Annotated in this window: 22 protein-coding genes; 14 read left to right on the forward strand and 8 right to left on the reverse strand. The window is 47.1% G+C overall.

Annotated elements, in window-relative coordinates:
- Positions 1-64 precede the first annotated feature (64 nt).
- Positions 65-2728, reverse strand: a complete 2664-nt coding sequence (locus G459_RS0120290) for a carboxypeptidase-like regulatory domain-containing protein (RefSeq protein WP_026969284.1) — start codon at positions 2726-2728, stop codon at positions 65-67.
- A 336-nt stretch (positions 2729-3064) separates the two neighbouring features.
- On the opposite strand from G459_RS0120290, the gene G459_RS0120300 reads away from it, so the two are divergent.
- A complete protein-coding gene (locus G459_RS0120300) occupies positions 3065-4201 on the forward strand; it encodes a serine hydrolase domain-containing protein (protein ID WP_026969286.1) in 1137 nt (378 codons plus the stop codon).
- Between the two features lie 44 nt (positions 4202-4245).
- Positions 4246-4695: a nuclear transport factor 2 family protein gene (locus G459_RS0120305; protein WP_026969287.1), complete on the forward strand. Its 450-nt coding sequence runs from the start codon at positions 4246-4248 to the stop codon at positions 4693-4695.
- 46 nt (positions 4696-4741) lie between these two features.
- Here the strand turns inward: G459_RS0120305 and G459_RS0120310 are convergent, their stop codons facing one another.
- Together G459_RS0120310 and G459_RS0120315 are read right to left on the reverse strand one after the other, a co-directional pair.
- Complete coding sequence (locus G459_RS0120310; protein WP_026969288.1) at positions 4742-5521, reverse strand: CPBP family intramembrane glutamic endopeptidase; 780 nt, start codon at positions 5519-5521, stop codon at positions 4742-4744.
- 8 nt (positions 5522-5529) lie between these two features.
- On the reverse strand, positions 5530-5748 hold the full coding sequence (locus G459_RS0120315; RefSeq protein ID WP_026969289.1) for a DUF3820 family protein: 219 nt from the start codon (positions 5746-5748) through the stop codon (positions 5530-5532).
- A gap of 232 nt (positions 5749-5980) precedes the next feature.
- Here G459_RS0120315 and G459_RS0120320 point away from each other — a divergent pair, with 232 nt between their 5' ends.
- The 9 genes from G459_RS0120320 to G459_RS0120360 all read left to right on the forward strand — a co-directional run bounded on the left by G459_RS0120320 (position 5981) and on the right by G459_RS0120360 (position 14629).
- The gene (locus G459_RS0120320) at positions 5981-7126 is read left to right on the forward strand and encodes an outer membrane beta-barrel protein (RefSeq protein WP_157373392.1); all 1146 of its coding nucleotides are present in this window, start codon (positions 5981-5983) and stop codon (positions 7124-7126) included.
- A 6-nt stretch (positions 7127-7132) separates the two neighbouring features.
- Positions 7133-8899, forward strand: coding sequence for a Kelch repeat-containing protein (locus G459_RS0120325; RefSeq protein WP_026969291.1), 1767 nt, complete (start codon positions 7133-7135; stop codon positions 8897-8899).
- A 106-nt stretch (positions 8900-9005) separates the two neighbouring features.
- Positions 9006-10034 carry an LLM class flavin-dependent oxidoreductase gene (locus tag G459_RS0120330; protein WP_026969292.1) on the forward strand — a complete coding sequence of 343 codons (1029 nt, stop codon included), beginning with the start codon at positions 9006-9008 and terminating at the stop codon, positions 10032-10034.
- A gap of 189 nt (positions 10035-10223) precedes the next feature.
- Positions 10224-10643, forward strand: a complete 420-nt coding sequence (locus tag G459_RS0120335; RefSeq protein ID WP_026969293.1) for a nuclear transport factor 2 family protein — start codon at positions 10224-10226, stop codon at positions 10641-10643.
- A 28-nt stretch (positions 10644-10671) separates the two neighbouring features.
- Positions 10672-11367: a response regulator transcription factor gene (locus G459_RS0120340; RefSeq protein ID WP_026969294.1), complete on the forward strand. Its 696-nt coding sequence runs from the start codon at positions 10672-10674 to the stop codon at positions 11365-11367.
- Positions 11364-12740, forward strand: coding sequence for a sensor histidine kinase (locus G459_RS0120345; protein WP_026969295.1), 1377 nt, complete (start codon positions 11364-11366; stop codon positions 12738-12740). Before G459_RS0120340 ends, G459_RS0120345 begins: the two co-directional genes overlap by 4 nt.
- A 111-nt stretch (positions 12741-12851) precedes the next feature.
- Positions 12852-13367 (forward strand): hypothetical protein, encoded by a 516-nt coding sequence (locus tag G459_RS0120350; protein WP_026969296.1) that lies wholly within the window; start codon positions 12852-12854, stop codon positions 13365-13367.
- Between the two features lie 17 nt (positions 13368-13384).
- Positions 13385-13846 (forward strand): lipocalin-like domain-containing protein, encoded by a 462-nt coding sequence (locus tag G459_RS0120355; protein ID WP_026969297.1) that lies wholly within the window; start codon positions 13385-13387, stop codon positions 13844-13846.
- 6 nt (positions 13847-13852) lie between these two features.
- Positions 13853-14629, forward strand: a complete 777-nt coding sequence (locus G459_RS0120360; protein ID WP_026969298.1) for a YoaK family protein — start codon at positions 13853-13855, stop codon at positions 14627-14629.
- 102 nt (positions 14630-14731) lie between these two features.
- On the opposite strand, the gene G459_RS0120365 is transcribed toward G459_RS0120360, so the two are convergent.
- The 5 genes from G459_RS0120365 to G459_RS0120385 all read right to left on the reverse strand — a co-directional run bounded on the left by G459_RS0120365 (position 14732) and on the right by G459_RS0120385 (position 18493).
- A complete protein-coding gene (locus G459_RS0120365; RefSeq protein WP_026969299.1) occupies positions 14732-15796 on the reverse strand; it encodes a serine hydrolase domain-containing protein in 1065 nt (354 codons plus the stop codon).
- A 94-nt stretch (positions 15797-15890) separates the two neighbouring features.
- Complete coding sequence (locus G459_RS0120370; RefSeq protein ID WP_026969300.1) at positions 15891-16832, reverse strand: tetratricopeptide repeat protein; 942 nt, start codon at positions 16830-16832, stop codon at positions 15891-15893.
- A gap of 39 nt (positions 16833-16871) precedes the next feature.
- Positions 16872-17315 (reverse strand): putative toxin-antitoxin system toxin component, PIN family, encoded by a 444-nt coding sequence (locus G459_RS0120375; protein ID WP_026969301.1) that lies wholly within the window; start codon positions 17313-17315, stop codon positions 16872-16874.
- Positions 17312-17515, reverse strand: coding sequence for a hypothetical protein (locus G459_RS0120380; RefSeq protein WP_026969302.1), 204 nt, complete (start codon positions 17513-17515; stop codon positions 17312-17314). Before G459_RS0120380 ends, G459_RS0120375 begins: the two co-directional genes overlap by 4 nt.
- Positions 17516-17590: 75 nt before the next feature.
- A complete protein-coding gene (locus tag G459_RS0120385; RefSeq protein WP_026969303.1) occupies positions 17591-18493 on the reverse strand; it encodes an NAD-dependent epimerase/dehydratase family protein in 903 nt (300 codons plus the stop codon).
- Positions 18494-18879: 386 nt separating this feature from the next.
- Between G459_RS0120385 and G459_RS0120400 the strand changes: the two genes are divergently transcribed.
- The 3 genes from G459_RS0120400 (at position 18880) to G459_RS0120410 (ending at position 24187) form a co-directional block, all read left to right on the forward strand.
- Positions 18880-19482 carry an RNA polymerase sigma factor gene (locus tag G459_RS0120400; protein ID WP_026969304.1) on the forward strand — a complete coding sequence of 201 codons (603 nt, stop codon included), beginning with the start codon at positions 18880-18882 and terminating at the stop codon, positions 19480-19482.
- 92 nt (positions 19483-19574) lie between these two features.
- Entirely contained in the window at positions 19575-20669 is a 1095-nt protein-coding gene (locus G459_RS29140; protein ID WP_051315332.1) for a FecR family protein, read from the forward strand.
- Between the two features lie 179 nt (positions 20670-20848).
- Positions 20849-24187 carry a SusC/RagA family TonB-linked outer membrane protein gene (locus G459_RS0120410; RefSeq protein ID WP_026969305.1) on the forward strand — a complete coding sequence of 1113 codons (3339 nt, stop codon included), beginning with the start codon at positions 20849-20851 and terminating at the stop codon, positions 24185-24187.
- Positions 24188-24200: the final 13 nt, after the last annotated feature.

A 24200-nucleotide genomic window follows, 5' to 3' on the forward strand; every position in this document is an offset into this window, starting at 1 on the left:
AAAACGGAGTGAGCGAAAAGCATGAGATTCAGCGGGTGGAGTAAATAAGAGGCATTTTGCCAATTTATTTTAAGTCATCGTTGGAGTTTCTGTTGTCTCCGAGCGGAGAAGTTCTTAAGAAAAACTTCCCGGAAACGGGATCCCCTTTTTCAGTTATTCCATTGACCACTACCCAAAAAGCCTCCGCATTTTTAGGAAGGATGAATTCTGTGGAGCCGGAAGTTTTCCCTTCGGAAATAGTCAATTTTGGTTCCCAATGATAGACAGGTGAGATGCCGCCATCATCGACAAATTCAAATGGTTTAGCATCCGAGAATCCCGTGAGCTTAAATTCCCTGAAGGAATTTCTGCTGTTTAAAATATCTCTTTGAAAGTCTTGACCGGTTTTCATGATGATATTAATCACCCCAAATTCACCTGCATCTCCATACATGGGGCTCATACTTCTCACGATTTCAATTCTTTCAATTCCAAATACATTGATATCGCTCAATCGGGAAAATTGCGGGTTGCCTACCGTATAACTCATGTTAGCCTCAGGAAGGGTAGGCGCACTAAAAGTAGTTCCTGATGGACTGTAAATAGGAACATTATCAATCATAATAAGAGGTTCACCTCTTCGGACAATTAATACAGGAGGACTTCCCGCAGCAATTATTCCAGCTTTGGCTGCCAATGCTCTTATGAACTGATCAGTCATCCCTGTCAAATTCAGGTCTTTGGCTTCGATGACCTGCCGTGCTTTCCCATAAAGTGCAGGACCCGAAGCATTATACTTTTTTGACACGACATTTGCTTCATCCAAAAGAATTTCCCCGTCAAGAAGTGGGGGAAGTGCTGCAAGCGAGTCTAATCTCGGGCTTGAAATACCGGTAAACCTTGGTTTTGGAAAGTCAAAATTTCTATAGCCTACAGCATGGGGTGAAGATCTGATTTCCAGATTTACTTTTTCTACTTTGTCAGTACTGTGGGCGATAGCCTTGATCCCTAAGGTGTAGTCTCCTTTAAAATTTAAACTATTCAGTTCAAAATTCCCCTTTTCGTCCGTCTTGGTATCTATTTTCTCAAAAAGGCCATCGACTAGGATCTCTAAGTCAGACTTGATTGGTCTGGCATTTGGGCCGATGGTCGTTCCAATTAGGTTAAAGCCAAATTCCTTTGGTTGGGTAAAATCTCCCAGCTCTGGGTACGACGTGTTTCGAGGCTTGGAAAAGAATTCTCCAATGTTTTTTTGAGTCTCATTAAGATGGATTGCCTCTAGGTCATCCAATACAGAAACAGAAAGCTGCGCCGGAACCAGATTTCCTTCCTGGTTGCGAACCATAAAGCTCAACTTCACCGAATCTCCGGGAATGGGAAGCACATCTTCTGTAAAGAGCGTAACTCCATTACTGTATTCAGCGAGACTGTTTCCCTGGGGAACAAAGCCAGGCAAAAGAACTTGGATCGGTTTGACAAATTCGTTTTCAGGTCCATAATTCGTCGACCAAAGCGTGTAGGCTTTCAGGAAAAAGTCTTGTGAACGCAGGTGGTAAGGCAGAGAAAGCTGTCCCATGGCTGTACCGTTTTCGATCTTGAAAAGCTGATGCTCAATCTGAGTTCCTGCCGTATCGAGGAGCTCCACGTGCAGGACTTTGCTGGATTCCTCAGAGAATATCGGATTCCCATAGTTGACATACGCTTTGAAATAGACTTGATCGCCAATCCGATAGATATCCCGATCTGTGTGAAGGAATACTTTCTCCTCCAAGACCCTCGCGTTCTTTTGAATTTGCTCCAAAGCCAAAAGCTTTTCACCGTTGAAATTTTGAGGAAGTAGCGCTAAAGGGGAGGTTTTGATGCTTTTGGTGACTTGGAGTGCGTTGTTGGATACCGGCGCCCCATTTTCTTTGAGAGCTAATTTTTCACCCTCAAAACTGAACCTGATCAAATTCCCTGAATCGGTTGTTAGTTCAAATGGACTTTGAATCCTTACATCGAATTCTCCTTCAAATTCTCCAAAACTCAGGTTCAAGGAATCGGCAGAACTTGTCAGGAGATTTCTCAACAGATACTCCGGAGTTTCCTTGTAAATAGCCAGTCTATTGGCATCAGTTTTTAATTTTTCTTCAACGTCCAGTTCCTGAGACGGAAAATAAGTCCAATACATGGACTCAAAATCCAGGGATTTATTAAGGTCTATCGGTTCATTCAACCAAACTGTAATCAGGTAACCCGTGGTGGAGTTTTTAAATATCAGCGCATCCTGAGCATGTGCAGTCACTGAATTCGCTTTTTTATCCACCTCAAAACTAATTACCTCCGGATTCGCCAAGACGATGCTTTCCCCGTCTTCGGCAATCACAAATTGATCAAGGACTTTTTCTTGTAATTTCTTCGTATTTCCACTTTTCTTTTGGGTAAGACTCTTGTTTGGATTCTGTTCCAGAGCAAATGAGATTTCGTTGGATTCTCCTCTGAAAGATCTCTTGGCGTTTATCTCCATTTCCTGAGGTAGATGCCCTTCTTTTGCTGAGACGATGGTCCACCGCCCTGGAACTACGCCGGATAGCGCAAAATTTCCCGTAGAATCGGTAAAAGTTTGAATACTTGTCTTGGGAATAAATACATGGGACTGAATTATGGGTTGGCCGGAGTTGGCATCCACCACTTTTCCTGTTACCACAATCGTCTGGGCATTTGCACAGAAGCAAAAAAAGAGGGCAAGAAAAATCAATTGAAGCCTCATAGGTTTGACGTTTAGCCTGTTAATATATTGACTAAATCATTAAATTCCCCGATTTAACTAGGTGTTTTTAAATAGAATTCAGGGAAGAATTTATTATTTGAAACAATGGTGGATTAACTACAAAATCCTTCGATCCAAAAGCATTATTTTCTCAGTGGGTAAGTTTGGCTCAATTCATTCAAAATTCCTTCCAGCCTATTGGATGGCAAATCAGAATTTTTCAAAGAAATTAGATTTGAAAGGTCGATCCTCAAGAAAAGATTCAATATTGTTCGGAAACACAAAATGATTTTTGTCTGAACTTTATTCCAGATCAGATTTTCCTTAGTTTTCCATATGAGTTGGACAAAACAAGTCACTATACTGTTCTTCTTCCTTTCAGTTTCGGTTCAGGGTTTTACGCAAGAGAAAGCCGAAGTCCGCTTAATTGAGTTAATGGACGAGGTGCCGGTAATGGGGCTTTCTGTCGCGGTGGTCAAGGATGGCGAACTCATTTATGAAAGGGCTTTCGGCTGGAAGGAAGAGGGGAAAGTACCGCTGAGCACGACAGATATTTTTCGGATCGCCTCTATCTCAAAATCCTTTTCGGCCACTTCAGTGATGCAGTTGGTGGAGAAGAAAAAGCTGAGTCTGGATGATGATGTGAGCGATCTGGTCGGGTTTGCAGTTAGAAATCCGAAGTTTCCCGACCCGGTCATTACGCTGCGAATGCTCTTGTCGCATACCTCAAGCATCAACGATTCGGAAGGGTATTTCACCTTGGACGCGATCAATCCCGCGCAAAATCCGAACTGGGAAAAGGGCTACAATGATTATGCTCCCGGCAAAGGCTATCAGTACTGTAACCTTAACTACAACATGACCGGAGCGATCATCGAGAAGTATTCCGGTGAGCGGTTTGACCAATATGTCAGAGGTCATATTTTGGCTCCGCTTGGGCTCTACGGGGGTTATAATGTAGGCGAATTGGATGCTTCCAGTTTTGGTTGGATTTATGAGTATAAGCCAGATTCTGCGAAATTCACCCTTTCTCCAGCGGCCTACGCGCCGAGAACTGAGGAGATTGCCAACTATCAGTTTGGCTACAGCACGCCGATCTTTTCTCCGACAGGAGGGATGAAAATCTCAGCGCCGGACCTGGCCCGATACATGATCATGCATATGAACTACGGGAAGAGCGGAGGCGTGAAAATAATCAGCAAGAAGAGCTCCCAGATTATGCAAACGCCGCTCTCATCTGAAGAGAACTACGGTTTGGCACTTTGGAAGACGGACAAATTGATTACTGGTCATGAGCTTGTCGGACACACAGGGTCGGCTTACGGCCTGTACAGCGCCATGTTTTTTGATCCGGATGAGAAGTTTGGAATCGTGGTCATCAGCAACGGTTGCGATCCTGCCTACGAAGAAGGCTTCAATCGGGTGATCCGGGAATCTGTGAATATATTGTACGAAGAATTGATCAAACTTTGATCAAATCCCGTCCTCACGGCATCTTATTTAACTCCATTTTCACTATGAAAAAATACCTCATCTTCCTCTTTTTCAGCGTCTCAGTTTTTGCGCAAGCGCAGCAGACCGCTGACGAAAAAGAGATCCAGCAATTGATCCAAGGCTCTTTTGATACCCTTTTTTCGACTTTTGATTCCGATCAGATGAGCAAGTTTTATACCGCTGACTTTATCCTTTTGGAGGACGGGGAGGTTTGGGACAACCAGATCCTCCTTGACTATTTCACGGAAGCCAAGCAAAATCCAAATCCTGCGACCAGAGTCAACCGATTTGAATTTATCAAGACGACGGTCTCGGGAGATCGGGGCTGGGTGGCGTATCACAACTTTGCCACGATCAGCAGAGATGGCGAGGTGATCCGAGAAGTCCGCTGGCTGGAGAGTGCCACCGCTGTGAAAACAGATGCCGGTTGGCGACTGGATATGCTTCACTCGACGAGACAGGAAAGCAAATGAAACAGCTTCAGAGAAGGCCGACGGAGTTTGATTGTCACTCCCAAAATCAAAATTTGATTTGGAAAAAGGAACTGAGTGAAGGGAGAATGTCAATGGCCCAGTGAACCAAAATCAGCAACGGTAAATTGCGGTACCGAGCCCAATGCCAGCCAAAAAAAAGGCTGACCAAGAAAACCGGTACACCAGTTCCCAACAATACTGAGGTCAAATCTCCTGCATTTCCTTCAATTCCCGATGCTAGGAAATACCGGCTGGGCAAATGCCAGGCGGTAAACAAAACGGCTGAAGCCAAAATAGCAATTGGGGCATTCCAAAGCCTTTCCAGGCGGGTTTGTAGATAGCCCCGGAAGAACACTTCCTCTGGCAATCCCGCGACAAAAAACGGCAGGACGATTCCCAGAGCAAGCCTAAGATTGGCGTCGGCGAATTCGGGAAGTTGATCCAAAATCCCGGACAGGTGCCTCGCGTTTAGCAGAAACCCCAAGGCAATTAACGCTGCGCCTTTGATCCATCCCCATGCCGTTGGATTTATTCCCAGCAGTAAATCCTGTGCGGAATAGCGCCAAATCCGGAAGTAGACAATCGCCGGAATGAGCAAGAGGAAAAAGATTTTGAACACGATCGCATACCAAAAATCCTGGACGAATTCGCCGGCTCCCAGTATCGGTAACGGCATTTTCACAATCAGCCATCCAATCAGAATCGCTAACAGAACATAGAAAACGGCGTATCGAAGAAAGAACAAGCTTTCCTTCCTGAGATCTTTGAACTCGATCCCTTGAGCAGGAACCCGCTGCCAAGTCAAAAAGGCCGAAATTCCTTTCATCGATGGGCTTACTTGAAGTTTGTTTTTAGATCCCGCAAAATATCCTCCAGACCATTCAGCCGGATTTCGTAAAGGGTGTGCAGCCACATGCCGAGCTTGCCTTCCGGAAATCCCTTGCCATGCATCCAGACCAGATAGTGTTCGGGAATATCGCAGAGCAGCCTGCCCTTGTATTTGCCAAAAGGCATCGTTTTGGTGACTAAGTCGACGAGGATTTGTTTATCCATGCGGCAAAAATAGAGAATTGGTCGAGCTAGATTCTAGGAAATTGACGGCAAAATTATAAAATATCGGATTTCCAATAGCTTAGAGGTCGTTCTGGTAGATTGAAAAATTGAGGGTAAGGAGGTTTGGGAAAAGAGAAGATTTTTTTAGGCGGCGACGAACTAACTGTTGTATTTAGTTATAGTTTTGCCCACGCGGATTTTTCCCAAAGTATCACCAAAACTCATTTCTGATTTGCTCTCAAGAGAATTTTCTGCCCAAAAAATACTTGGGCTGCTGATATTGTCAGCTTTAGGCCTCGCCTTTCCCGAAAAATCACTGGCTCAGGTGCCTTTGAAAAAGGATTACATCGTCGTAGCTGATACAGCCCTGAGTCAAGGGATCATTGAGGATATACCGTCCGAAAACAACACCGTGATTTACTTCGCGAGGACAAAAAAGGAGGAAAAGGTAAGATATACCGTTGAGGAAGTGTCGGAATTTAGAGTTTCGGAGCGTTTGTTTTTCAGGAAAGAAATCCCGCAAAACACTAGTAAACAAGTTGTCTTTTTGGAAAAGCTGCCCCATCCGGTAAAGGATGCCGTTTTCTGGAGGCTGAATGGAGAAAAACCGATTTTCTATATCGAGACTCCGGCAGGCATGGAGATTCTGGGAGATTCCTATCGTTCACAGCTTTCCAATAGATTGGGGAATCCGATGCTCGACCCCTTGCTTGAAATCACCAATCTGAAAGAACTTTCGCTTCAATATCTGGCCCGAACCGCTAATACGATAGAAAAGCCACGGACTTTTTCTCGGATTTTTGTGATCACACCGTATGTTGGATACAGCAGTCAGACAGTCGGTTTGACCATTCCCGATTCAGGCCACGAGGCGCAGATTACGGGATCTTCTCCTGCTTTTGGACTGAATGGGGAGGCTTTTTTGACTTTCAAAAGAAATCTCTCCCTGAATGCTGGTGTGTCTTGGACGCAGTTTGACGCTCAGGAATACTTCATCTATGAATTCGGGGCAAGCCGCTATGAAGCGGACGTGTTTCTGGATTTCAGCTTGCTGCAGATCCCAATTACAGCAAAGTATTACCTGGACTTGAAGCCTAATAAGTGGAGGTTATTTGGAGAAGCGGGCTATTCCTATGCGATTCCTGATTATGAAAAGCTCGGAATCTACCAGGGGAAATATGGGCGCGATGAAGTCGTGACTTCGGTGAAAAGTTTCGAGATGTCTGACAAGTATTCGGGAATCACCTGGGGTATCGGGGTGGAAAAATATCTGAATAAGCATCAGGGTATCGTCTTCGGTCTTCGCGGATTCAAAGTGGATGGTGAATCGAAAGATTTTGTAAAAGGCTTGACTTTCCACCTGGGATATAAATTTTAATCGGACATGAGAAGCGTTAGTTGGATTTGGATAGTTGCGATCTTGGGGATCTTTTCCTGCGAAAAAGAGGAGTTTATTACCGACAGAGGCTATCCGTTTTTGGAAAGTATCAGTGTAAGTGATGTGGATCAGACCGGGGTTACTGTCAATTTTGAGATAAAGGCAAATGCCGGGGCAATAGAGGAATACGGGGTGGAGTTTATAGAGTCGGAAAAGCTGAAGTACTCTCAGGGTAACCCGGTCTATCATACGGTTTCGGGTGCCGGATCTCCGGGGGAAGCTTTGGTGGCAATCAGACTTGAAGACAGATTGGTCAATGGAGTCAATTATTCAGTCAGGCCATTTGCGCGATATGGAGATAAAAAGGTCTATGGAGAGGTTTTGCTCTTTGACAGTCAGGGGGTGCGTCCTCCTCTTATCACAGAAGTCTCGGATTCTGAATTGACCCATTTTCATACACTTACCATTTCGGGTAAATATTTCAATCCTTCACCAGAATATCTGGAGGTAAGGATTCCGGAGTTGGAGGGAATATTTACAGTGGAAATATTGGAGCAATCCCATTCCGAGATCAAAATCAAGGTCTGGCTCAGCGCATCGGATTATACACTTCCCCAGGGAAAATTTGATTTAATGGTCATTAGCGGAGGGAAATCAACAGTTTTGCAGGACTTTTTTAGTGTCGTACTTCCCAAGATAGAATCCCTATCCGAACTGGAGAATTTTGTCGGGCAGTCTTTTGATGTGCATTTCAATAAATTGAGTTCTTCGTCATTTTTGGAGTTTCGATTTTTGCTGCATGGTTCAGGATATTATTCTGCATATCCTATCGAGGTAGCTCCAAATACTCTTCGTTTTACTATCGAAAACATGCCTCCTGGAGACTATTCGTTCTCGATGGTAGGGAGAGGATTTGAAGACGAATTCCAAGAAAAAATAAAAGTGGTCAATTCTTGGGAGTCATTTAAGGATAGATTTCCTATTTCCAGGCTTTACAACTGGAATTGGATTGGGGTCGGGGATGAGATGCTTTTCTGGCAAAATGAAATTGGGGACTTTCAGAAATTCTATTCCCTTCCTCTGGATGCGGAGGAATTTCAACCCCTGCCTCCATTGCCCAATAATCATGGATTCCGAAGCCATTTCCTGATTCAGGCAGTCGAAAATAGGTATCTGTATTTCGGGTTGGGTTATGGTCTGGAGCCCATGAAAGACTTCAGCAGATTTGATACCCAAACCAGGCAATGGAAAAAGCTGTCGGATTTCCCGTATGAACCCAGTTCTGTGGAGAAATCCTTCTATTTCCAAGGGAAAATCTATCTCCAACTCTATGGGGTTGCCGATTTTGTAGTTTATGACAGCAACTCCGATGTTTGGACATGGACTTCCGTTGAGGTGCCTGAGGACTTTAAAAGTACTTTATACCAAGATTCGAATGGGGAAGGGGTCTATTACGTTCCCCGAGAGCAAAGCCAATTGATAAAATATGTTCCAGGTGTGTCCCGAGAGGTGGTTACTGACCTGCCTGGTTATCCCTCCAGTGGAACCCACCATGTATCGATTATGGGGAATGAGGTCTTCCTATTTCACGGGGCTTATGAATATTTTAGGGTAGATCTCGACAGCCGTGAAGTATTTCCTGTTCAAACCATCAACGGGCAGGAATATTTGGTTGCCCAACCTTGGGTGACTTCCCAAGGATTGATGATGGCTTTTCCAAAAAATCAGAATGAAGAAGACATGACAGTTTACCAATGGGTTGGTAGATATTAATTGGGGTTTTAATCCACATGTTTTTCAGGTTTCTGGGACTTGGGTTTTTGAATCATTTCCTTTGACTTTCGGTTTCTCCTTCAACCTAAACGAAAGGAAAAAATCGATGGAAATCGGAATTGACAGTTTTGCGGCGTTTCCCACTGATGGAAATGGTACGCTCAAAGGAACTGCACAGGAAGCGATCAATGCTTTGCTGGCCAGAATCAAGCTTGCTGACCAGGCAGGCCTGGACGTGTTTGGTATCGGCGAGCATCATCGCCGAGAGTTTTTGGATTCAGCTACGGCCATTATTTTGGCGGCTGCTGCAGCGCAAACCAGCAAAATCAAGCTGAGCAGTGCGGTGACTGTCTTGAGTGCTGCGGATCCCGTCCGTGTCTTTCAGGAGTTTGCCACGCTGGACTTGGTGTCCCATGGCCGGGCCGAACTGGTTGTAGGCCGAGGTTCTTTCACGGAGGCTTTCCCCTTGTTTGGGCTGAAGTTGGAAGATTATGACAAGCTCTTTGCCGAGAAACTCGGGCTGTTGCTCCAGATTAATCAACAGGAAAAAGTCACTTGGTCGGGTAAGTTTCGACCGGCGTTGAACAACCAGTCGATCTATCCGCGTCCCGTGCAACAGCGACTGCCGATCTGGATAGGAGTTGGAGGCACTCCGGGATCTTTTGTGAGGGCGGGTTCGCTGGGTCTTCCGCTGATGGTGGCTGTGATCGGAGGGGAAACCCATCGATTCAGACCCTTGATCGATCTCTACCGGGAAGCTGGGGACAAAGCAGGTTTTGCTCCCGAGCAGCTGAAAGTCGGATTGCATTCCCTGGGTTTTGTCGGAAAATCCCGTGAAGAGGCGGTGGAAACGTTCTATCCAGGCTATGCTGAGACGTTCACACGAATCGGCCGTGAGAGAGGCTGGCCGCCGGTAACCCGAGGGCATTTTGATGCGCAAAACTCCAAAAGAGGAGCTTACTTAGTCGGCGAGCCCGGTGAAGTGGCGGAGAAAATCCTCAGACACAGTGAGGCGCTCGGAGGTATCGACCGGTTCACTTTCCAGATGGACAATGCCGGACTGAGTCATGAGCAGCTCTCGGAGGCGATTACTTTAATCGGGGAGCAAGTGATTCCCTTGGTGAGAAAAGGATAATTCGGTCTTATTGCAGATATGAAATCAACAAGCACAGGTCTTCGGTCCTGTGCTTTTTTTTGGAAATCGTGCTCAGATCAAGAATCAAATAAGCTGAATTATGGCTGTCCCGGTCAAGTTCCGTTTTCTCCAAGCATTCATTTTACCTATCTTCATCCAACTAACTAGAACTTCAATTCAATGAGCCCGATGAAAACCCTATTGACAATTGCTCTGTTGATGAGCGTGACTTTTGCTTTTGCGCAAGCTGAAAAAGAGGTGGAAACCAGAGTAAATGAGCTTCGACTTGCTCTGATCGACCCGACTGTGGATAATCTGGGCGAGATCAGCTCGATGGACTTGACCTATGGGCACTCCAGTGGAAAGATGGAAAATCAAGCCCAGTTCATTGAGGCCCTGGTGAGCGGAAGTTCGGATTTTGTCTCCGCTTCGTTCGAAAACCAAACCATTCAGGTCAAAAATAACGTAGCAATCGTCAGGCATAATCTCGTGGCGGATGTGCTCGATGGAGGCAAGGCCAATTCGATCAAGATCGGTGTTTTGCTGGTTTGGCAAAAGGAAAAAGGAAGCTGGAAGCTTTTGGCCCGCCAAGCCTACAAATTGCCCTGAGTTCGACTTTAACCCAAATTAGACGCTTTTGAAAAAGATACTCCTGGTAGAAGACGATACCCGAGTTTGCAGTTTTATCAACAAAGGCCTGACTGAAAACGGCTTTGAGGTCACCGTGGCGATGGATGGCAATATGGGGCTTCAGCTCGCACTTAACCATTCCTACGACCTGCTGATCTTGGACATTATGTTGCCGGGGATCAACGGTCTGGAGCTGTGCCGGCAGGTACGACTTCAGGACCGAGACGTACCGATCTTGTTTTTGACGGCGATGGGAAGCACCGAAAACGTGGTCATCGGACTGGAGTCGGGTGCCGACGACTATCTCGTTAAACCTTTCAAGTTCATTGAGCTGATCGCGCGCATCAAGACATTGATGCGGAGGACGGGAAAAAACGAGGAAAGCAGCAAGGTGGAGCATGAAGTCTATCGATTTGCGGATCTGATCCTCGATGATACTGCAAAAACGGTCTTTCGCAACGGCAACGAAATCTCGCTGACTTCGACCGAATTTCGCCTGCTGCTGATGTTTATGAAGTTTCCCCGACGGGTGCTTTCCCGGGTGGAGATGCTCGATCAAGTCTGGGGTGTCAACTTCGACATGGGCACCAATGTCGTGGATGTCTATGTCAACTATATCCGCAAAAAACTCGACAAATACGGCGATCAAAAGCTCATTCATACCGTGATCGGAATGGGCTACGTCCTAAAAGAAGACCAATGAAGCTGCAAAACAAGATCGTCTACATCTTGCTCACGGCTTTTCTGGGCTATACGCTGTTGTTTAGCGGGTTTATATACTATTCCATTTCCCGATTTTCTTTTGCTGATTTTTACAAAAGACTGGAAATCCGGGCGATTACGACCGCAAAGATTGAGTTAGAGGGACAGGGAGATAGCAATGTCGTGCAGCAGCTCCGCCAGGAATATCTGGAGACACTTCCAAACGAAGATCACCTGATCCTGGAAGACATCAACCCGGAAAACGTGCTCTCTGACGCCCGTTTGAGCAGTTATTCAGATTCCTTTCTACGAAATATCCTGGCAGATAGCATCGCCACCTACAAGGATCAGGACACGTTCTACTACGGTACCCTGTACGAGACACCCGATCAAAGGGAACATTTGGTGATCATCTCCGCCGAAAACTACTTTTCCGCACACCATCTCGCGTATCTCCGCAACTTGATCTTGACCTCGCTGGGGATTGCGGCCTTGCTCATCGTGTTGTTTTCAATCATGTTTTCGAGGAAGATTATCGAGCCGATTCAAAACATCATCAAAAAGACGAGGAAAATCGGCTTTGAAAACCTTCATCTGCGCTTGGAAGTGCCCAGCAGCAATGACTCCATCCGCGAGCTCACCCAGACGTTTAACGACATGCTAAACCGGCTGGAGACCTCTTTTGAGACACAGAAAAACTTCATCAGCAACGCGTCCCACGAGCTGAATACACCGCTGACGTCCATCATCGGCGAGGCCGATGTCACGCTGTCCAAACTGAGAGAGCCGCTCGAATACATCGAATCCATCAATGCGATGCTGGACGAGGCGGAAAAACTTCAGAAGAAAACCCAGGCTTTGCTGCTGCTCGCGCAGACAGGATTTGATGGGAAGCGGCAGAAGTTTGACAAAGTGCGGATGGATCAGCTGGTGCTGGATGTAAAAGAGACGGTGGAAAAGATCCAGACCAATTGCAAGATTGTCTTGGATTTCAGTCTGCTTCCGGATAACCCTCTTTTGCTCAAGGTCTTGGGGAACGAGCAGCTGCTCCATTTGGCCGTCTCCAACATTGTCCTGAATGCTTGTAAATACTCCAACGGCCAGCCGGTAAACATCGCCCTTGGGGTGGTTGATAGCCAGATCCTGGTGATAGTCAAGGACAGCGGGATCGGCATTCCTCCCACTGAGAAGGAATATATTTTTGACCCGTACTTCAGGGCTTCCAACACGAAGAATTACGAAGGATACGGGATTGGATTGCCGCTCGCCCGAAACATCATCCGGATCCACGACGGAGAGTTGAGGATTTCCTCTGTGCTCAATGAGGGGACCACCGTCGAGATACATTTGCCGAGGGGGAATTTCGTTCTCTAATCGGATTTTAATTTCATCCACAGATTCTAATGACATCCTAATCTGATCCTTAGACTGCTCTAATTAGCTGCTTCTAGTTTTGCCCTTGTTAAATCAAAAATAGCAAGGATCATGGCACGAACAGTATTAATTCCAACCGACTTCACGGTAAATTCTCTCAACATTGCCAAAGTCGCGCTTCAGAAAAGTTATCAGGACGAGGAGAAGATCCACTTGATCCTGGTGCACGGCCTGATGGCTTCCACCTCGATTACGGAGCTACTTTTCTACTCGAAGAGAAATACGCTTTCCAAACTGGAAACGCCTGAATTTCAAGCAAGCTGCAAGCTCCTTCTCGCCAAGTTTGAAGACAAGATTGAGCGTATGACGGTAGATATCTTCAGCGGAATCAATCAGTCTGCTTTCGAAAACTACACGTCGGCAAATAACGTGGAGGAAGCTTTTATCCCGGTCAATTACAAACTGAAGCTCAAAAGCAGTGACAGCTTTGACATGATTCCTTTTTTCCGAAAGAGTAAACTGAACCTTACAGAGGTCAACTGGGAGGATTTTTCCATGCCTGCCAAAGAACAGCACCAGGACGAGTTGGCGGCAATGTTTTTCACCCACGGGCGGATCGCCCACTGATTTTACCCCGAAAAACCATGAGAGTCAGATTCGTATATCCGACCGTTTTCGCAGCCGTATTGAGCCTGTATTTCACCCTGCTTTCGCTTCAGCCCGGCCCCGAGTCCAACATCTTGGGGGAGTGGAAGGAAGTGTCTTGGGAGTATGAAAAAGTAGACAGCATTCCGGATTCTGGTTTTGATTACCATCTCACGGATCATATCAAAAGCCAGCTGGCGGAAAGTCTGATAATCCACGAAGCGGAGGTTTGGAAGTTTGTGAGCGATGAGAGGCTGGAGATGAGAGGAAAAAGCCCAACGAAATCCCTGCAATGGAAGCTGAAAGGAAGGGGAAATATCCTCCAGATCCAGGGAGCCAACAGTGCGACGGAACATTATCAAATCCAAGAGCTTAGCTCGGATCGGATGGTTTTGCATTTCAATTTTGATATGCAGGTACGGGGCATCGTGAAGATGACCTTCGCAAGAATAAACGCATAAACTAACATGATCAGAAAATACAGAAATAGAACCAATCGGGAAAACATGCAGCTGGGAGCTTTGACGGCCTTCTCGGCGGGCATGGTGAATGTCATCTCGGTGATCATCTTCTTTGCCTTTACCTCCAACGTAACGGGACACTTCGCCATCCTGGCGCAGGAAGTCTCCAAAGGCAACTGGTATGAGGCGCTGGTGGTGTTTGGCTGGATCGGACTCTTTTTTCTGGGGAGCTTTACTTCCAATTTTGTCGTGATCAATGTTGATAAACAGCGGGCCTATCTCGCCCACGCCTTGCCCGTAGTGTTGGAGATTATCTGTCTGTTGATCGTAGGGACATATATCCAGTTTTTTTACAAAGAGACACTGCTGGAGACGGAGCTGATGGTAGGCTTGATGTTGTTTGCGATGGGAATTCAAAACGGTCTGACCGCGACCATCTCCAACGGTACTGTGAAGACAACCCACCTCACCGGGCTGACGACTGACTTGGGGATTTTGGTGTCGATGTTTTCCAAGAAGGAATACAGGCAAAAGCCAGAGCTGCAGGATAAGATGAGATTGCTCCTGACGATCATGGTTTCCTACATCGTGGGAGGTGTTTGCGCGGGATATATCTATCTCACGATCGCTTACAATGTGTTTTACATCGTGTGTGTCTTTTTGCTGATCGTGATCGGATATGATTTCTACCATACCAAAGTGACTACTTATCTGCAGGAGAAAAGACAGCCGTACTATCGCAAGACGATCAAGGATCGTGAGCCGCAGCTGTCGAATCAGTGACAGGCAGACTCGGAAAAGCGGGTTTTGAGACTTGATACGGATCGGGATTTTCCACCGGAAAAGGGAAGACAAAGTAAATAGAAGCTCACTTCAAGCTCAGATCTATTCGATGACCGCGTTGATCTTCTCCCAAAGCGCTTCGTCAAATCCAGAAAGCGCAAAATTGGGGTCCGAGGGATTGGATGCCTCTCCCATCCGGATGATCACCAGATTTTTGCTGGGGACGACATAGAGGCGTTGATCTGCCGCGCCCATGGCGGCAAACATTTCCGCCGGGGCGCTTGGCACCAAAGACCCCGGATACACGGTTTGTGTTTGGGGAATCATAAATTGGCTTTTGCCGTTCAGCCACCACAGGTAGCCATAGGCAGGATTGAGGTTTTGCGAGGTCGTGATACTTTCGCTGAAAAACGCGGCATCGACTACTTGCTCGCCGTCCCACTTGCCTCCATTCAGCGCAAGCAATCCAAATCTAGCCATGCTGCGTGTAGTGCTGTGGTAGATCTTGAAGACGAGTCCAAAGTTCCAGAATCCATCCATTCCGATCTTATCCTTCAGTCGGGAGTTAAAATACGGTTCAAATTCCTGTCCGCTGGCCGCCGACACCACATCCATGAGTCTTTGAAAGACATTGTGATAGGACCAGCGTGTGCCTGCGTCAGCTAGGTAGGTCAGGTTGGGTTTGATGATTAACTCATTTTCATCGTTGATGCCCGAGGTCATGGTCAGGAGGTGTCTGGACGTGATCAGGCTTTCTTTCCCGATCGGCTCACTCGTCCAGCCTGTGCCAAGGTAGTCTGACACCTGAGCGTTGATGTCTAATAAGCCTTCCTGTTGCGCGATTCCTGTGGTAGTCGCTACCAAAGTCTTGCCGGCGCTGTTCCATTGCCAGGCGTCGCTTGCCGTATGTCCGTCAAAGTACTCTTCCATGACGATCCTGCCATTGACTAGAATCAGAAAGGATTTGGAGTTCTTTTCTTCCAGAAAATCAAGCAGGGCAGGGACTTGGCTTTCGTTCCATCCCAGATCGGAAAGCGAGGTAGTTTCCCATTCCGAGCCGGTCGCTGGCGGAAAATACATGCTTTGGTCGGGAACACTTTGTTCCTCCGAACTGCAGGCTATGGATGCAAAAAGTAGGAGCGCTAGAAGAAAGTGAGGAGCTTTCATGGGATCGAATTTAGCGTTAAGACTAGTCTGTTTCGAAAAGGTTTAACCGATGCTTTTCATTCGAACGCTGTTTGCAAGTTTGAGAGTTGTTTTCCTACTTTTTCCCGAAAAACCGGATCAAATCACTTTCTGCTGCGAGGTAGCCAAAGGAGGTAAAGGCCTTTTCCTCAACCAGCGCTTCCATCATTTGCTTTGCCTGGACGGTGTCTCCATGGTATAAGTGCCAGTTGGCGACCCCATATCGGACGGCATCATTGGACGGACTGCCAGGGCCAGTTTGAATGAGGGAATCCACGGGAAGCCAACCTTTGTACAGGCGACACAGATCGGCATAGCTTTGATTTTCGATCACGGTGGAGTCGGCATGGATCGGCTCCAGCAGAGAATCTGCTTTGGCTGGATTGCCCAGTCGCCGCTGAATCATGTACAGCCAGTGGGTGCTGGACACAATGTTGTCATAGTGATTGCCACTTTCGCGGCAGCGCAAGTAGGCAGTATAGGCTTTGTCATCCTGATGGGTTAGATAGTAGGCCAGGCCCAAATGGTACCAAATATTCCCGTGAAGGCTGCTCACGGGGATGTTTTGCGCATTCGGCATGCCGTCCGGCTCGACTTCATTAGAGGTCCCCTCGATCAACTGAGCGGCTTTTTCAAGATCAGAGATTGCTTCGTCGTACTTCCGAATACTGATGTAGCGGTGTCCGCGATGCCGATAGAGTCGGGGTTCGTCTGGGAATCTTCGGATGCCTTCCGAGTAGATATCGATGGCTTGGCGGTATTGTCCGAGGTACGCTGTGCGCCGGCCATACCAGATCAGGGTCTCGACGTCCTCCGGGTTGGCTTCGTAGGTGGCTTTGGCCTCCTCGTATTGGGCGAGCAGTTTTTCGGAAGGGGCCGGGATTTCAAAAGTCTTGCCGAGCGGTGTGGTGAAGGTGGAGTCGATCAGGGTAAGCTCATCGCTATGATCTTCAATCCCTTTTTTTGAATTGCAGGAGAATGAAAGGGAGATGAGGAGGAGAAATGAAGGGATTCTCATTGAGTATTGTTTTTTGAAAAAACGATTGATGGCTTGAGGCTATGTTTTTTTCGAAAGCAACTGATAAAGCTCTTCTGTTGAGATCGCTTTATTCCAGTTTTTTTTAGTCAATCCTCGGATTAATTTCTTGTCGCCCGTCCAAAGTTTTGCTTTTGCGTGTTCGGCCAAAGCGACGAATTCTGTATCGTCAATATCTACGTCACAGGTTAGACTTTCCGCTTTTTGAAAAACCTCAGCAGGAATTAGTTTTATGTTAATGAAGCGAATTTTGTGCGTGATTAGATAAACGACTCGCTCAAGTTCTTCATCAGTATAGCCCGAAAGGCTTTTTATCTTGTCCTTGTGAACTTCAATTTCTTCAAGAAGTTGATGGGTTGAGTAAAAATTCAATCGGGACTTAGGATGAAGGATAATTCTCCCGATTTTACTGTTGGAATTCAAAATTGCACTAAACACGATATTTGAATCCACAACAATTCTCATAGGCCTAGCTTGGACTTTGTTTTTTCCCAGCGGCCTCGTTTGATATCGCTCACCAAATTATCCACCTCTTTCTGCGAAGCTTTGGATTTCTTCGATATTTCCTTGTACTCGATCAAATCCGTCAAATCCTGCAGATCATCCAAATTAACGCTGGAGGAAACCCGAATGATAATTTCATTTTTTGTTCGTTCGATTTTCATGAAATGAGCTTTTGTTAAATATACAGTATTGGAGCTAAAAGGTTGATCTCGATTTAGATGGGAATTAAATATGCCTTACGCTCCCTTCACATACTTCCGCCAATTATGCTCCTCCTTGAATCCCAGAACTTCACGGATCTTGAGATTGGAAAACAGAGCTTCATGTTCTTCCAATTCCCGGGTGATGGGCACGCCGGGGAAGAAGCGTTCAGCCAGTTCTTTGCTGGGGATGATCGCTCCGTTGTGATCATTTCCGGCATTGAAGATTTGAAATCCCAGGTCGTCTTTTTGCAAACACAGGTCCACAATCTGCCCCAGATCACGCGCATCGATGTAGCAGAAGGCATTCCTGCGACGTACTTCGGGGTTTTTGAAATAGGTGGGGAAAAGTGTGGCGTATTCATGAGGCTCGATCACATTCCCGATCCGAAGGGCATAGATGTCTACTCCCGTCCGCCGCTGAAAAGCCCGGGCCGTCTGCTCATTCACCACCTTTGACAAACCATAACTATCCATCGGATCTACGTCGTATTCTTCGTCCAGAGGCAGGGATTTTGGGTCGGTTTGTCCGTCAGAAAAACAGATGCCATATGTCGTTTCTGAGGAGGCGATGATCACTTTCTTAATGCCCAGTTTCACTGCAGCCTCGATCACATTGTAGGTGCCGATGGTGTTGACGCGAAACGTTTCATTGTCCGGCTTAAGCAAGATCCTGGGCACAGCGGCAAAGTGGACCACCGCATCGAATTTGGGCACGCCGGTTCCGGCCTCCATCTCGTCAAAACCTGCGTACATGCTCATCGCATTAAACATCTGTCCCGAATCCGTGATATCTGCATTCAAGTTGTCCACTCCTGGGTAGTCTAGGGGAGTCAAGTCCACATTCATTACCCGATGACCTTGGTCGAGTAGATAGGGGATGACGTGTTTTCCTGCTTTTCCAGATCCTCCGGTAAAGAAAATGCGTTTTTTGGTCATGCTTTTTTGAGTTTTTGGGCGTTCTATTTTTGCTTGGGATCGGGTTTGATTTCCTGTCTCAGCCGATTTGAGCAAAGCTAAACTAACCCATTGCATGCAAGATCTCAGGGAATTGGTGGAAAATATCAGTTCATGGACGCCACGATTAAAAAGTCAGAAGCTTCTGGATGGAGGGTCTTTGAATGCATTGCCTGCCGTCTATATAAAACCTTGGATTGTTCCTGTGATTTGACCGTCGGGAAATATGGCCTTAGGATGACTCTAAACGGGAAAACGACAAGCTTCAAACTTGCTCCGAGCGGTTGTGGCAAGGCTTTTGGCCTTGGAAATTTTGCCAAATATTATTTGTTTTAACACGAATTCAATTAACCAACCCAACTGCCACAATGAACCCGAAACTCCAAGTTGAACAGGAGGAGTCTGTGTATTGGCTTCAGTTGAAAGACGGTGACCGGTCTGCACTGCGATTTTTCTACGATTCCTATGTCGATGAGCTTTTTGGCTTCGGGATGAAGCTGAGTAGCAGCGAAAATCAGGTCAAGGATGCTATACAGGAGGTTTTTCTAGATCTCTGGAAGTATCATTCGCGGGTGAGTTCGGCCGTGAACGTGAGGGTCTACCTGTACAAATGCCTGGCAAACCAGATTTTCAAGACCGGAAAAGAGTCCAAAAAGAGCCGAATTGTCCATCAAGATTACGTGGAAGAGAGTACGCTCCTGGTCGAAAGTGTGGAGTCGACTTTGATTAATCTGCAGGTCGAGGCCCATCTGAAAGTCAGGCTGAGCGAGGCTGTGGACGACCTTCCCAAAAGACAAAAGGCGGTAATTGACTGTCTCTTCTTTCAGGATTTTTCATACGAGGAGACCGCACAGATCCTGAACATCAATCTCCGCTCGACCTATACCTTGGCGTGGAAGGCGCTTTCCAATCTGAAACGGCATTTGTCGAAGTCGTCTAGTTTGCTGGTTTTGTGGTGTTTGTTCTTCTGATGGAGGAGTGGATTGTTTTTTTGTTAAAAAATCTGAAAAAAATACGGATAACTTTTCGCCGAACTGCTCTTCTATAGAGGAAGACAGTAGCTATGAGCAAAGCAGACTATTCTGTAGAAGACTTTATCCTCGATCCGGACTTTCGGAGCTGGATACTTCAAAATGACCGGCAGACCGGAGCCTATTGGGAAGATTTTTTGGGAAAGCATCCCGAGAAAATCTCCGATATCAAGCAGGCACGCCATCTTCTGATCCATTTGTCCAAGAAGAAGACAGGACTGCCGAGCACTGCGAAGGAAGAAATCTGGACAGCAATCTCCGAGCAGCTGGATCGACAAACCCAATCCAGCAGCGCCGCCAAAGTGGTCAGTTTGGATTCTTGGTCGGCCATCCAGCAATACAATCAGGAGAATGCCAGAAAGAAGCAGGCTGCGTGGAGATGGAAGGTTGCGGCAGTTTTTTTTCTCTTAGCGGGTCTGGGTTATTTTTTGGGAAAGACGCTGATGCCTGAAGCCGAAAAGCCTGCAGTTGCCGTGGTGCCGGAGATTGAGGTGTTTCAGGCTCCGCCAGGTGTTAAGTCGACAATCACACTCGAAGATGGTTCAATTGTTTTTTTGAACTCAGGAAGCAAGATCAGCTATACCAAGGGCTTCACCGATACCTTGCGTCTGTTGACTTTGGAGGGCGAGGCCTACTTTGAGGTAGCGCATGACTCTATCAGACCCTTTATTGTGCAGACGGGGGCTATTTCCACCCGCGCCTTGGGCACGGAATTCAATGTCTCTTCTTTCCCGGGAGAGCGCGTTTCGGTTTCGCTGGTGAAGGGGGAGGTTTTGGTGCGAAATGAGCAGGCAGCATTGGAGCAAAGGTTGTTGCCGGGAGAGGGGATAGCCGCTTCATCTGAGGACAAAGAGCTTGCGAAAAGCCAGTTTAACTCCGAAGAGGTGCTTTCTTGGATGAACAAGACCTTAATTTTTGATAAATCTCCCTTTCCGATTGCCAGCAGGAAGCTCGAGGCTTGGTTTGGAGTCGAGCTGATTTTCCAAAACAGCGTCCCTAAAGATCTTCACGTGTCGGGTAAGTTTATAGACGAGAGTCTTGAGAATATCCTCAAGGGCCTGAGCTACTCGTCCCGTTTTAGCTATAGCATCGAAGGAAAAAAAGTATATATCCAATTCAACCTATAACCCAATTGCCAATGAAACATGCGTTAAGAAAGTAAAAGGCCGAAGGTGAAGGATCACCCTCGGCCCACAGGTTTTGATCGGTCTTGGCGGATAATCAAAACCCTAGTCCAAACAATTCTCAAATAGTCTAAACATGAAGTAAAATTATGAAAAAAAGCATACTGTCAAGCTTAGTGGCTATGTCCAAAACTATCCTTTACAGCTTTGTGATTCAGTGCTTTTCGATGAGCGTCCTCCTGGCCTACTCCGGGAGTGCACAGGTCAAGGCCATCGATGAAGTACCAGTCAAGATTGAGCTGCAAAATACCTCTGTGGAGGAGGCATTTTCGAAGATCGAAAGTGCTACTGGGTATAACTTCGTTTATACCAGCCGGGAGCTGAAAGAGCTTCCCATGTTGACGATTTCCAATTCTGGAAGTCTGTATGATTTGCTCGTGGATGTTTCCCTGCAAACCGGTTTGAATTTCAAGCAAATCAATAAAAATATTCACGTCAGAGTTGAGTCCAATGGCGCCTCTGGGGCGGTAAGCATTGAGCGTGCGGCTCAGGAGACCGTGACCGGAACTGTGGTGGATGATGCCGGCATGCCATTGCCGGGCGTCTCTATCATCGAGAAGGGTACGTCAAATGGAACAGTGACGGATGTGGATGGGAAGTTTACGATCAACGTGGCTTCTTCTGAATCAATCCTGATGTTCTCCTTTATCGGCATGCAGTCTGTTGAGGAGCCGGTAGGGGAGCGTCGCGTCATTGACCTGCAGATGGAGACCGATACCCAGGGTCTGGATGAGGTCGTCGTAGTTGGTTACGGTACGGTGAAAAAGTCCGACCTGACTGGATCTGTTGGGGTCGTTGGTGCGGAGGAACTGCTTAAGGCTCCTGTTGCCAATGCGCTTCAGGGCTTGAAAGGGAAAGTAGCGGGTGTGAACGTGTTTCTAAACTCAGGATCGCCTTCATCCAGCCCAAGAGTATTGATCAGAGGTCTCGGCACGATCAATTCATCTTCTCAGCCGCTGTATGTGGTAGACGGAGTGGTGATGGAAAACATCGAGTTTTTGAATCCTAACGACATCGAAAGCATGGAAGTGCTGAAGGACGCTTCGTCCACGGCGATCTACGGTGCCAGAGGTGCCAATGGCGTGGTGATGGTTTCCACCAAAAGAGGAGCAAAATCCACCGGTGAAATCGTGTCCTACGATGGCTACGTGAGCATCGGCGTACTTCCTAAGAAGATGGACGTCCTCAATGCGGAGGAGTTTATGCAAGTGTTGGAGACAGGCTTCGCCAATCACAGCAAATACAGCGACTCTCCGATTCCGCCGTTTACGCGAAATGACCCGAATCTCTTCGACGCAAGTGGGAAGCCGCTGTACGATACAGATTGGCAGGAAGAAGCAACCAGAACAGCCGTGTCCAATAACCATCAGTTGTCCTTCCAGTCCAAGGCGGAAAAGTCCTCTTTCGGGGCGTTTCTGAACTATACCAACATGGAGGGAATCATGCTCAACAACTACCTCGAGCGTGTAAATGGTAAATTTGCCTACGATGCCAATCCTAAAAAGTGGTTGTCTATCGGCTTGAACCTCTTGGCCAACGCCACGAAAGAAAATGTGTTTGAAGAGAGCGGCGGACACCAGATGCCGCGAAGATCGATGATCGAGATGCCGGCGATTTTCCCAGTGAAATTCCCTGACGGTACCTGGAGCAACTCTTCGATGGTAACGGATCCTTACGGTTTCGAAGCTATCCCTAATCCGGTCCACGTGCTGACGACGCAGGATCGATTGAGAAAGCGCACCAAATTGTTTGGTAACCTCTACACGACCTTTCATATCCTTCCGGGCTTGGATCTGAGAACTCAGTTTGGTTTTGACAAAAACGACTATAACGAGCAAACCTACAGCCCGACGGATCTGATCAACATCAGCTCGCCAAATGGCTATGCTTACTTGGGTAACTCCCGAACCTTCTACTGGCAGCAGGAAAACTACCTGACCTACACCAAGGAGTTTGGCGATCATTCGATCAACGCCATGGCGGGTTTGAGCTGGCAGAAAAGAACAGACGAGTTTTTCAACGTGAGCGCAACCGGCTTTTCGGATGATACGTTCACTTTCAACCGAATTCAGGCAGCTTCCCAACCAGGAACTCCGAACTCCGGCTACGACGAGTGGAGCATGAACTCCTACTTCCTGAGAGGTAACTACAACTACAAGAGCAAATACCTCGTGACCTTCACCGGCCGTGTGGACGGGTCTTCCAGATTTGGAGACAACAACAAATACGGGGTGTTCCCATCTGTGGGCTTGGGCTACGTGATCTCAAACGAGCCGTTCATGCAAGGCATGTCCAATACCATCAGCGAGCTGAAACTCCGTTCCAGCTATGGTATCACCGGTAACACGGAAATCCCGACTTACCAGTCGCTTGGGACGATCTCCACAGCGACCACCCTGATCAATGGCACCCGTGCACCGATCAGCTACGTGAACAGACTTCCAAACCCAGATTTGGAATGGGAGAAAACCCGTCAATTTGACATCGGATTTGATCTGTCGGTATTGGACAGAGCGTTGACCTTCAGCTTTGACTACTATCACAAGTTGACCACTGACTTGCTTCTTGATAGACCTGTTCCGTCTTCTTCCGGCTTCTCGGCTGTGAGAGACAACATCGGATCAGTCTCCAACCAAGGTATCGAAGTCTTGGTGAAAGCCTTCCCTGTCTCTACTTCCAATCTGAACTGGGACACCAACCTGAACTTCTCCTACAATGTAAACGCGGTCGAGCAGCTCGGTGAAAACAACGAGGATATCTTCCCGGGGCCGAACTGGGTGTCTGGTAGCCAGACCATCCTGAGAGTAGGCGAGCCGCTTAGCTCCTTCTGGGGTTTTGAGCGATTGGGAACTTGGGGTACTGACGAGGCGGCAGCAGCAGCTGAGGTAGGAGCCATCCCCGGTGAAGCCAAGAGAAGTGCCGAAAGAAAAATCATCGGTAACGGTTTGCCAAAGTGGACTGGTTCGTTCATCAACAACGTGTATTACAAAAACTTTGATTTCACGTTGGATATCCAGTTTGTGGCTGACGTAGATATCCTTCAGCAGTTTTTCCATTCTACTGAAGACCGTACCGGTCTGGCCAGCGGTCTGGCATCTACGCTCTATGATGCATGGACTCCTGACAACCAGAACACGATGGTTCAGCAGATCAGAAACGGTGTCTATTCTGGACAAAACAGTGAAGTGGACAGCCACTGGGTGACCGACGGTTCTTACATCCGGGGCAACCTGATTTCCTTGGGTTATACCTTCAATGGAGTAATGGCTAAGCATTCCGGTTTGAGAAACCTCAGAGTTTACGCCAATGTTCAAAATGCCTTTTTGATCCATTCCAAGGACTTCAAAGGCTATGATCCAGAGGCTTCCTCTTGGGAAGGCAATCAGTGGGGGCAGAACATCTTCTTCTTCCAATATCCGAGACCAAGAACATTCACCCTTGGGCTGAGCCTTCAATTCTAATCAAAAAGAACTA

Origin of the sequence: Algoriphagus terrigena DSM 22685 (assembly GCF_000429445.1) — a bacterium.
Taxonomy (GTDB): domain Bacteria; phylum Bacteroidota; class Bacteroidia; order Cytophagales; family Cyclobacteriaceae; genus Algoriphagus; species Algoriphagus terrigena.

Coding starts and splice junctions, on each gene's coding strand:
- G459_RS0120290 (WP_026969284.1), bottom strand. CDS start 2,728: ATGAGGCTTCAATTGATTTTTCTTGCCCTCTTTTTTTGCTTCTGTGCA.
- G459_RS0120365 (WP_026969299.1), bottom strand. CDS start 15,796: ATGAAAGCTCCTCACTTTCTTCTAGCGCTCCTACTTTTTGCATCCATA.
- G459_RS0120410 (WP_026969305.1), top strand. CDS start 20,849: ATGTCCAAAACTATCCTTTACAGCTTTGTGATTCAGTGCTTTTCGATG.
- G459_RS0120305 (WP_026969287.1), top strand. CDS start 4,246: ATGAAAAAATACCTCATCTTCCTCTTTTTCAGCGTCTCAGTTTTTGCG.
- G459_RS0120310 (WP_026969288.1), bottom strand. CDS start 5,521: ATGAAAGGAATTTCGGCCTTTTTGACTTGGCAGCGGGTTCCTGCTCAA.
- G459_RS0120325 (WP_026969291.1), top strand. CDS start 7,133: ATGAGAAGCGTTAGTTGGATTTGGATAGTTGCGATCTTGGGGATCTTT.
- G459_RS0120375 (WP_026969301.1), bottom strand. CDS start 17,315: ATGAGAATTGTTGTGGATTCAAATATCGTGTTTAGTGCAATTTTGAAT.
- G459_RS0120370 (WP_026969300.1), bottom strand. CDS start 16,832: ATGAGAATCCCTTCATTTCTCCTCCTCATCTCCCTTTCATTCTCCTGC.
- G459_RS0120300 (WP_026969286.1), top strand. CDS start 3,065: ATGAGTTGGACAAAACAAGTCACTATACTGTTCTTCTTCCTTTCAGTT.
- G459_RS0120380 (WP_026969302.1), bottom strand. CDS start 17,515: ATGAAAATCGAACGAACAAAAAATGAAATTATCATTCGGGTTTCCTCC.
- G459_RS0120335 (WP_026969293.1), top strand. CDS start 10,224: ATGAAAACCCTATTGACAATTGCTCTGTTGATGAGCGTGACTTTTGCT.
- G459_RS0120350 (WP_026969296.1), top strand. CDS start 12,852: ATGGCACGAACAGTATTAATTCCAACCGACTTCACGGTAAATTCTCTC.
- G459_RS0120385 (WP_026969303.1), bottom strand. CDS start 18,493: ATGACCAAAAAACGCATTTTCTTTACCGGAGGATCTGGAAAAGCAGGA.
- G459_RS0120400 (WP_026969304.1), top strand. CDS start 18,880: ATGAACCCGAAACTCCAAGTTGAACAGGAGGAGTCTGTGTATTGGCTT.
- G459_RS0120355 (WP_026969297.1), top strand. CDS start 13,385: ATGAGAGTCAGATTCGTATATCCGACCGTTTTCGCAGCCGTATTGAGC.
- G459_RS29140 (WP_051315332.1), top strand. CDS start 19,575: ATGAGCAAAGCAGACTATTCTGTAGAAGACTTTATCCTCGATCCGGAC.
- G459_RS0120345 (WP_026969295.1), top strand. CDS start 11,364: ATGAAGCTGCAAAACAAGATCGTCTACATCTTGCTCACGGCTTTTCTG.
- G459_RS0120330 (WP_026969292.1), top strand. CDS start 9,006: ATGGAAATCGGAATTGACAGTTTTGCGGCGTTTCCCACTGATGGAAAT.
- G459_RS0120360 (WP_026969298.1), top strand. CDS start 13,853: ATGATCAGAAAATACAGAAATAGAACCAATCGGGAAAACATGCAGCTG.
- G459_RS0120315 (WP_026969289.1), bottom strand. CDS start 5,748: ATGGATAAACAAATCCTCGTCGACTTAGTCACCAAAACGATGCCTTTT.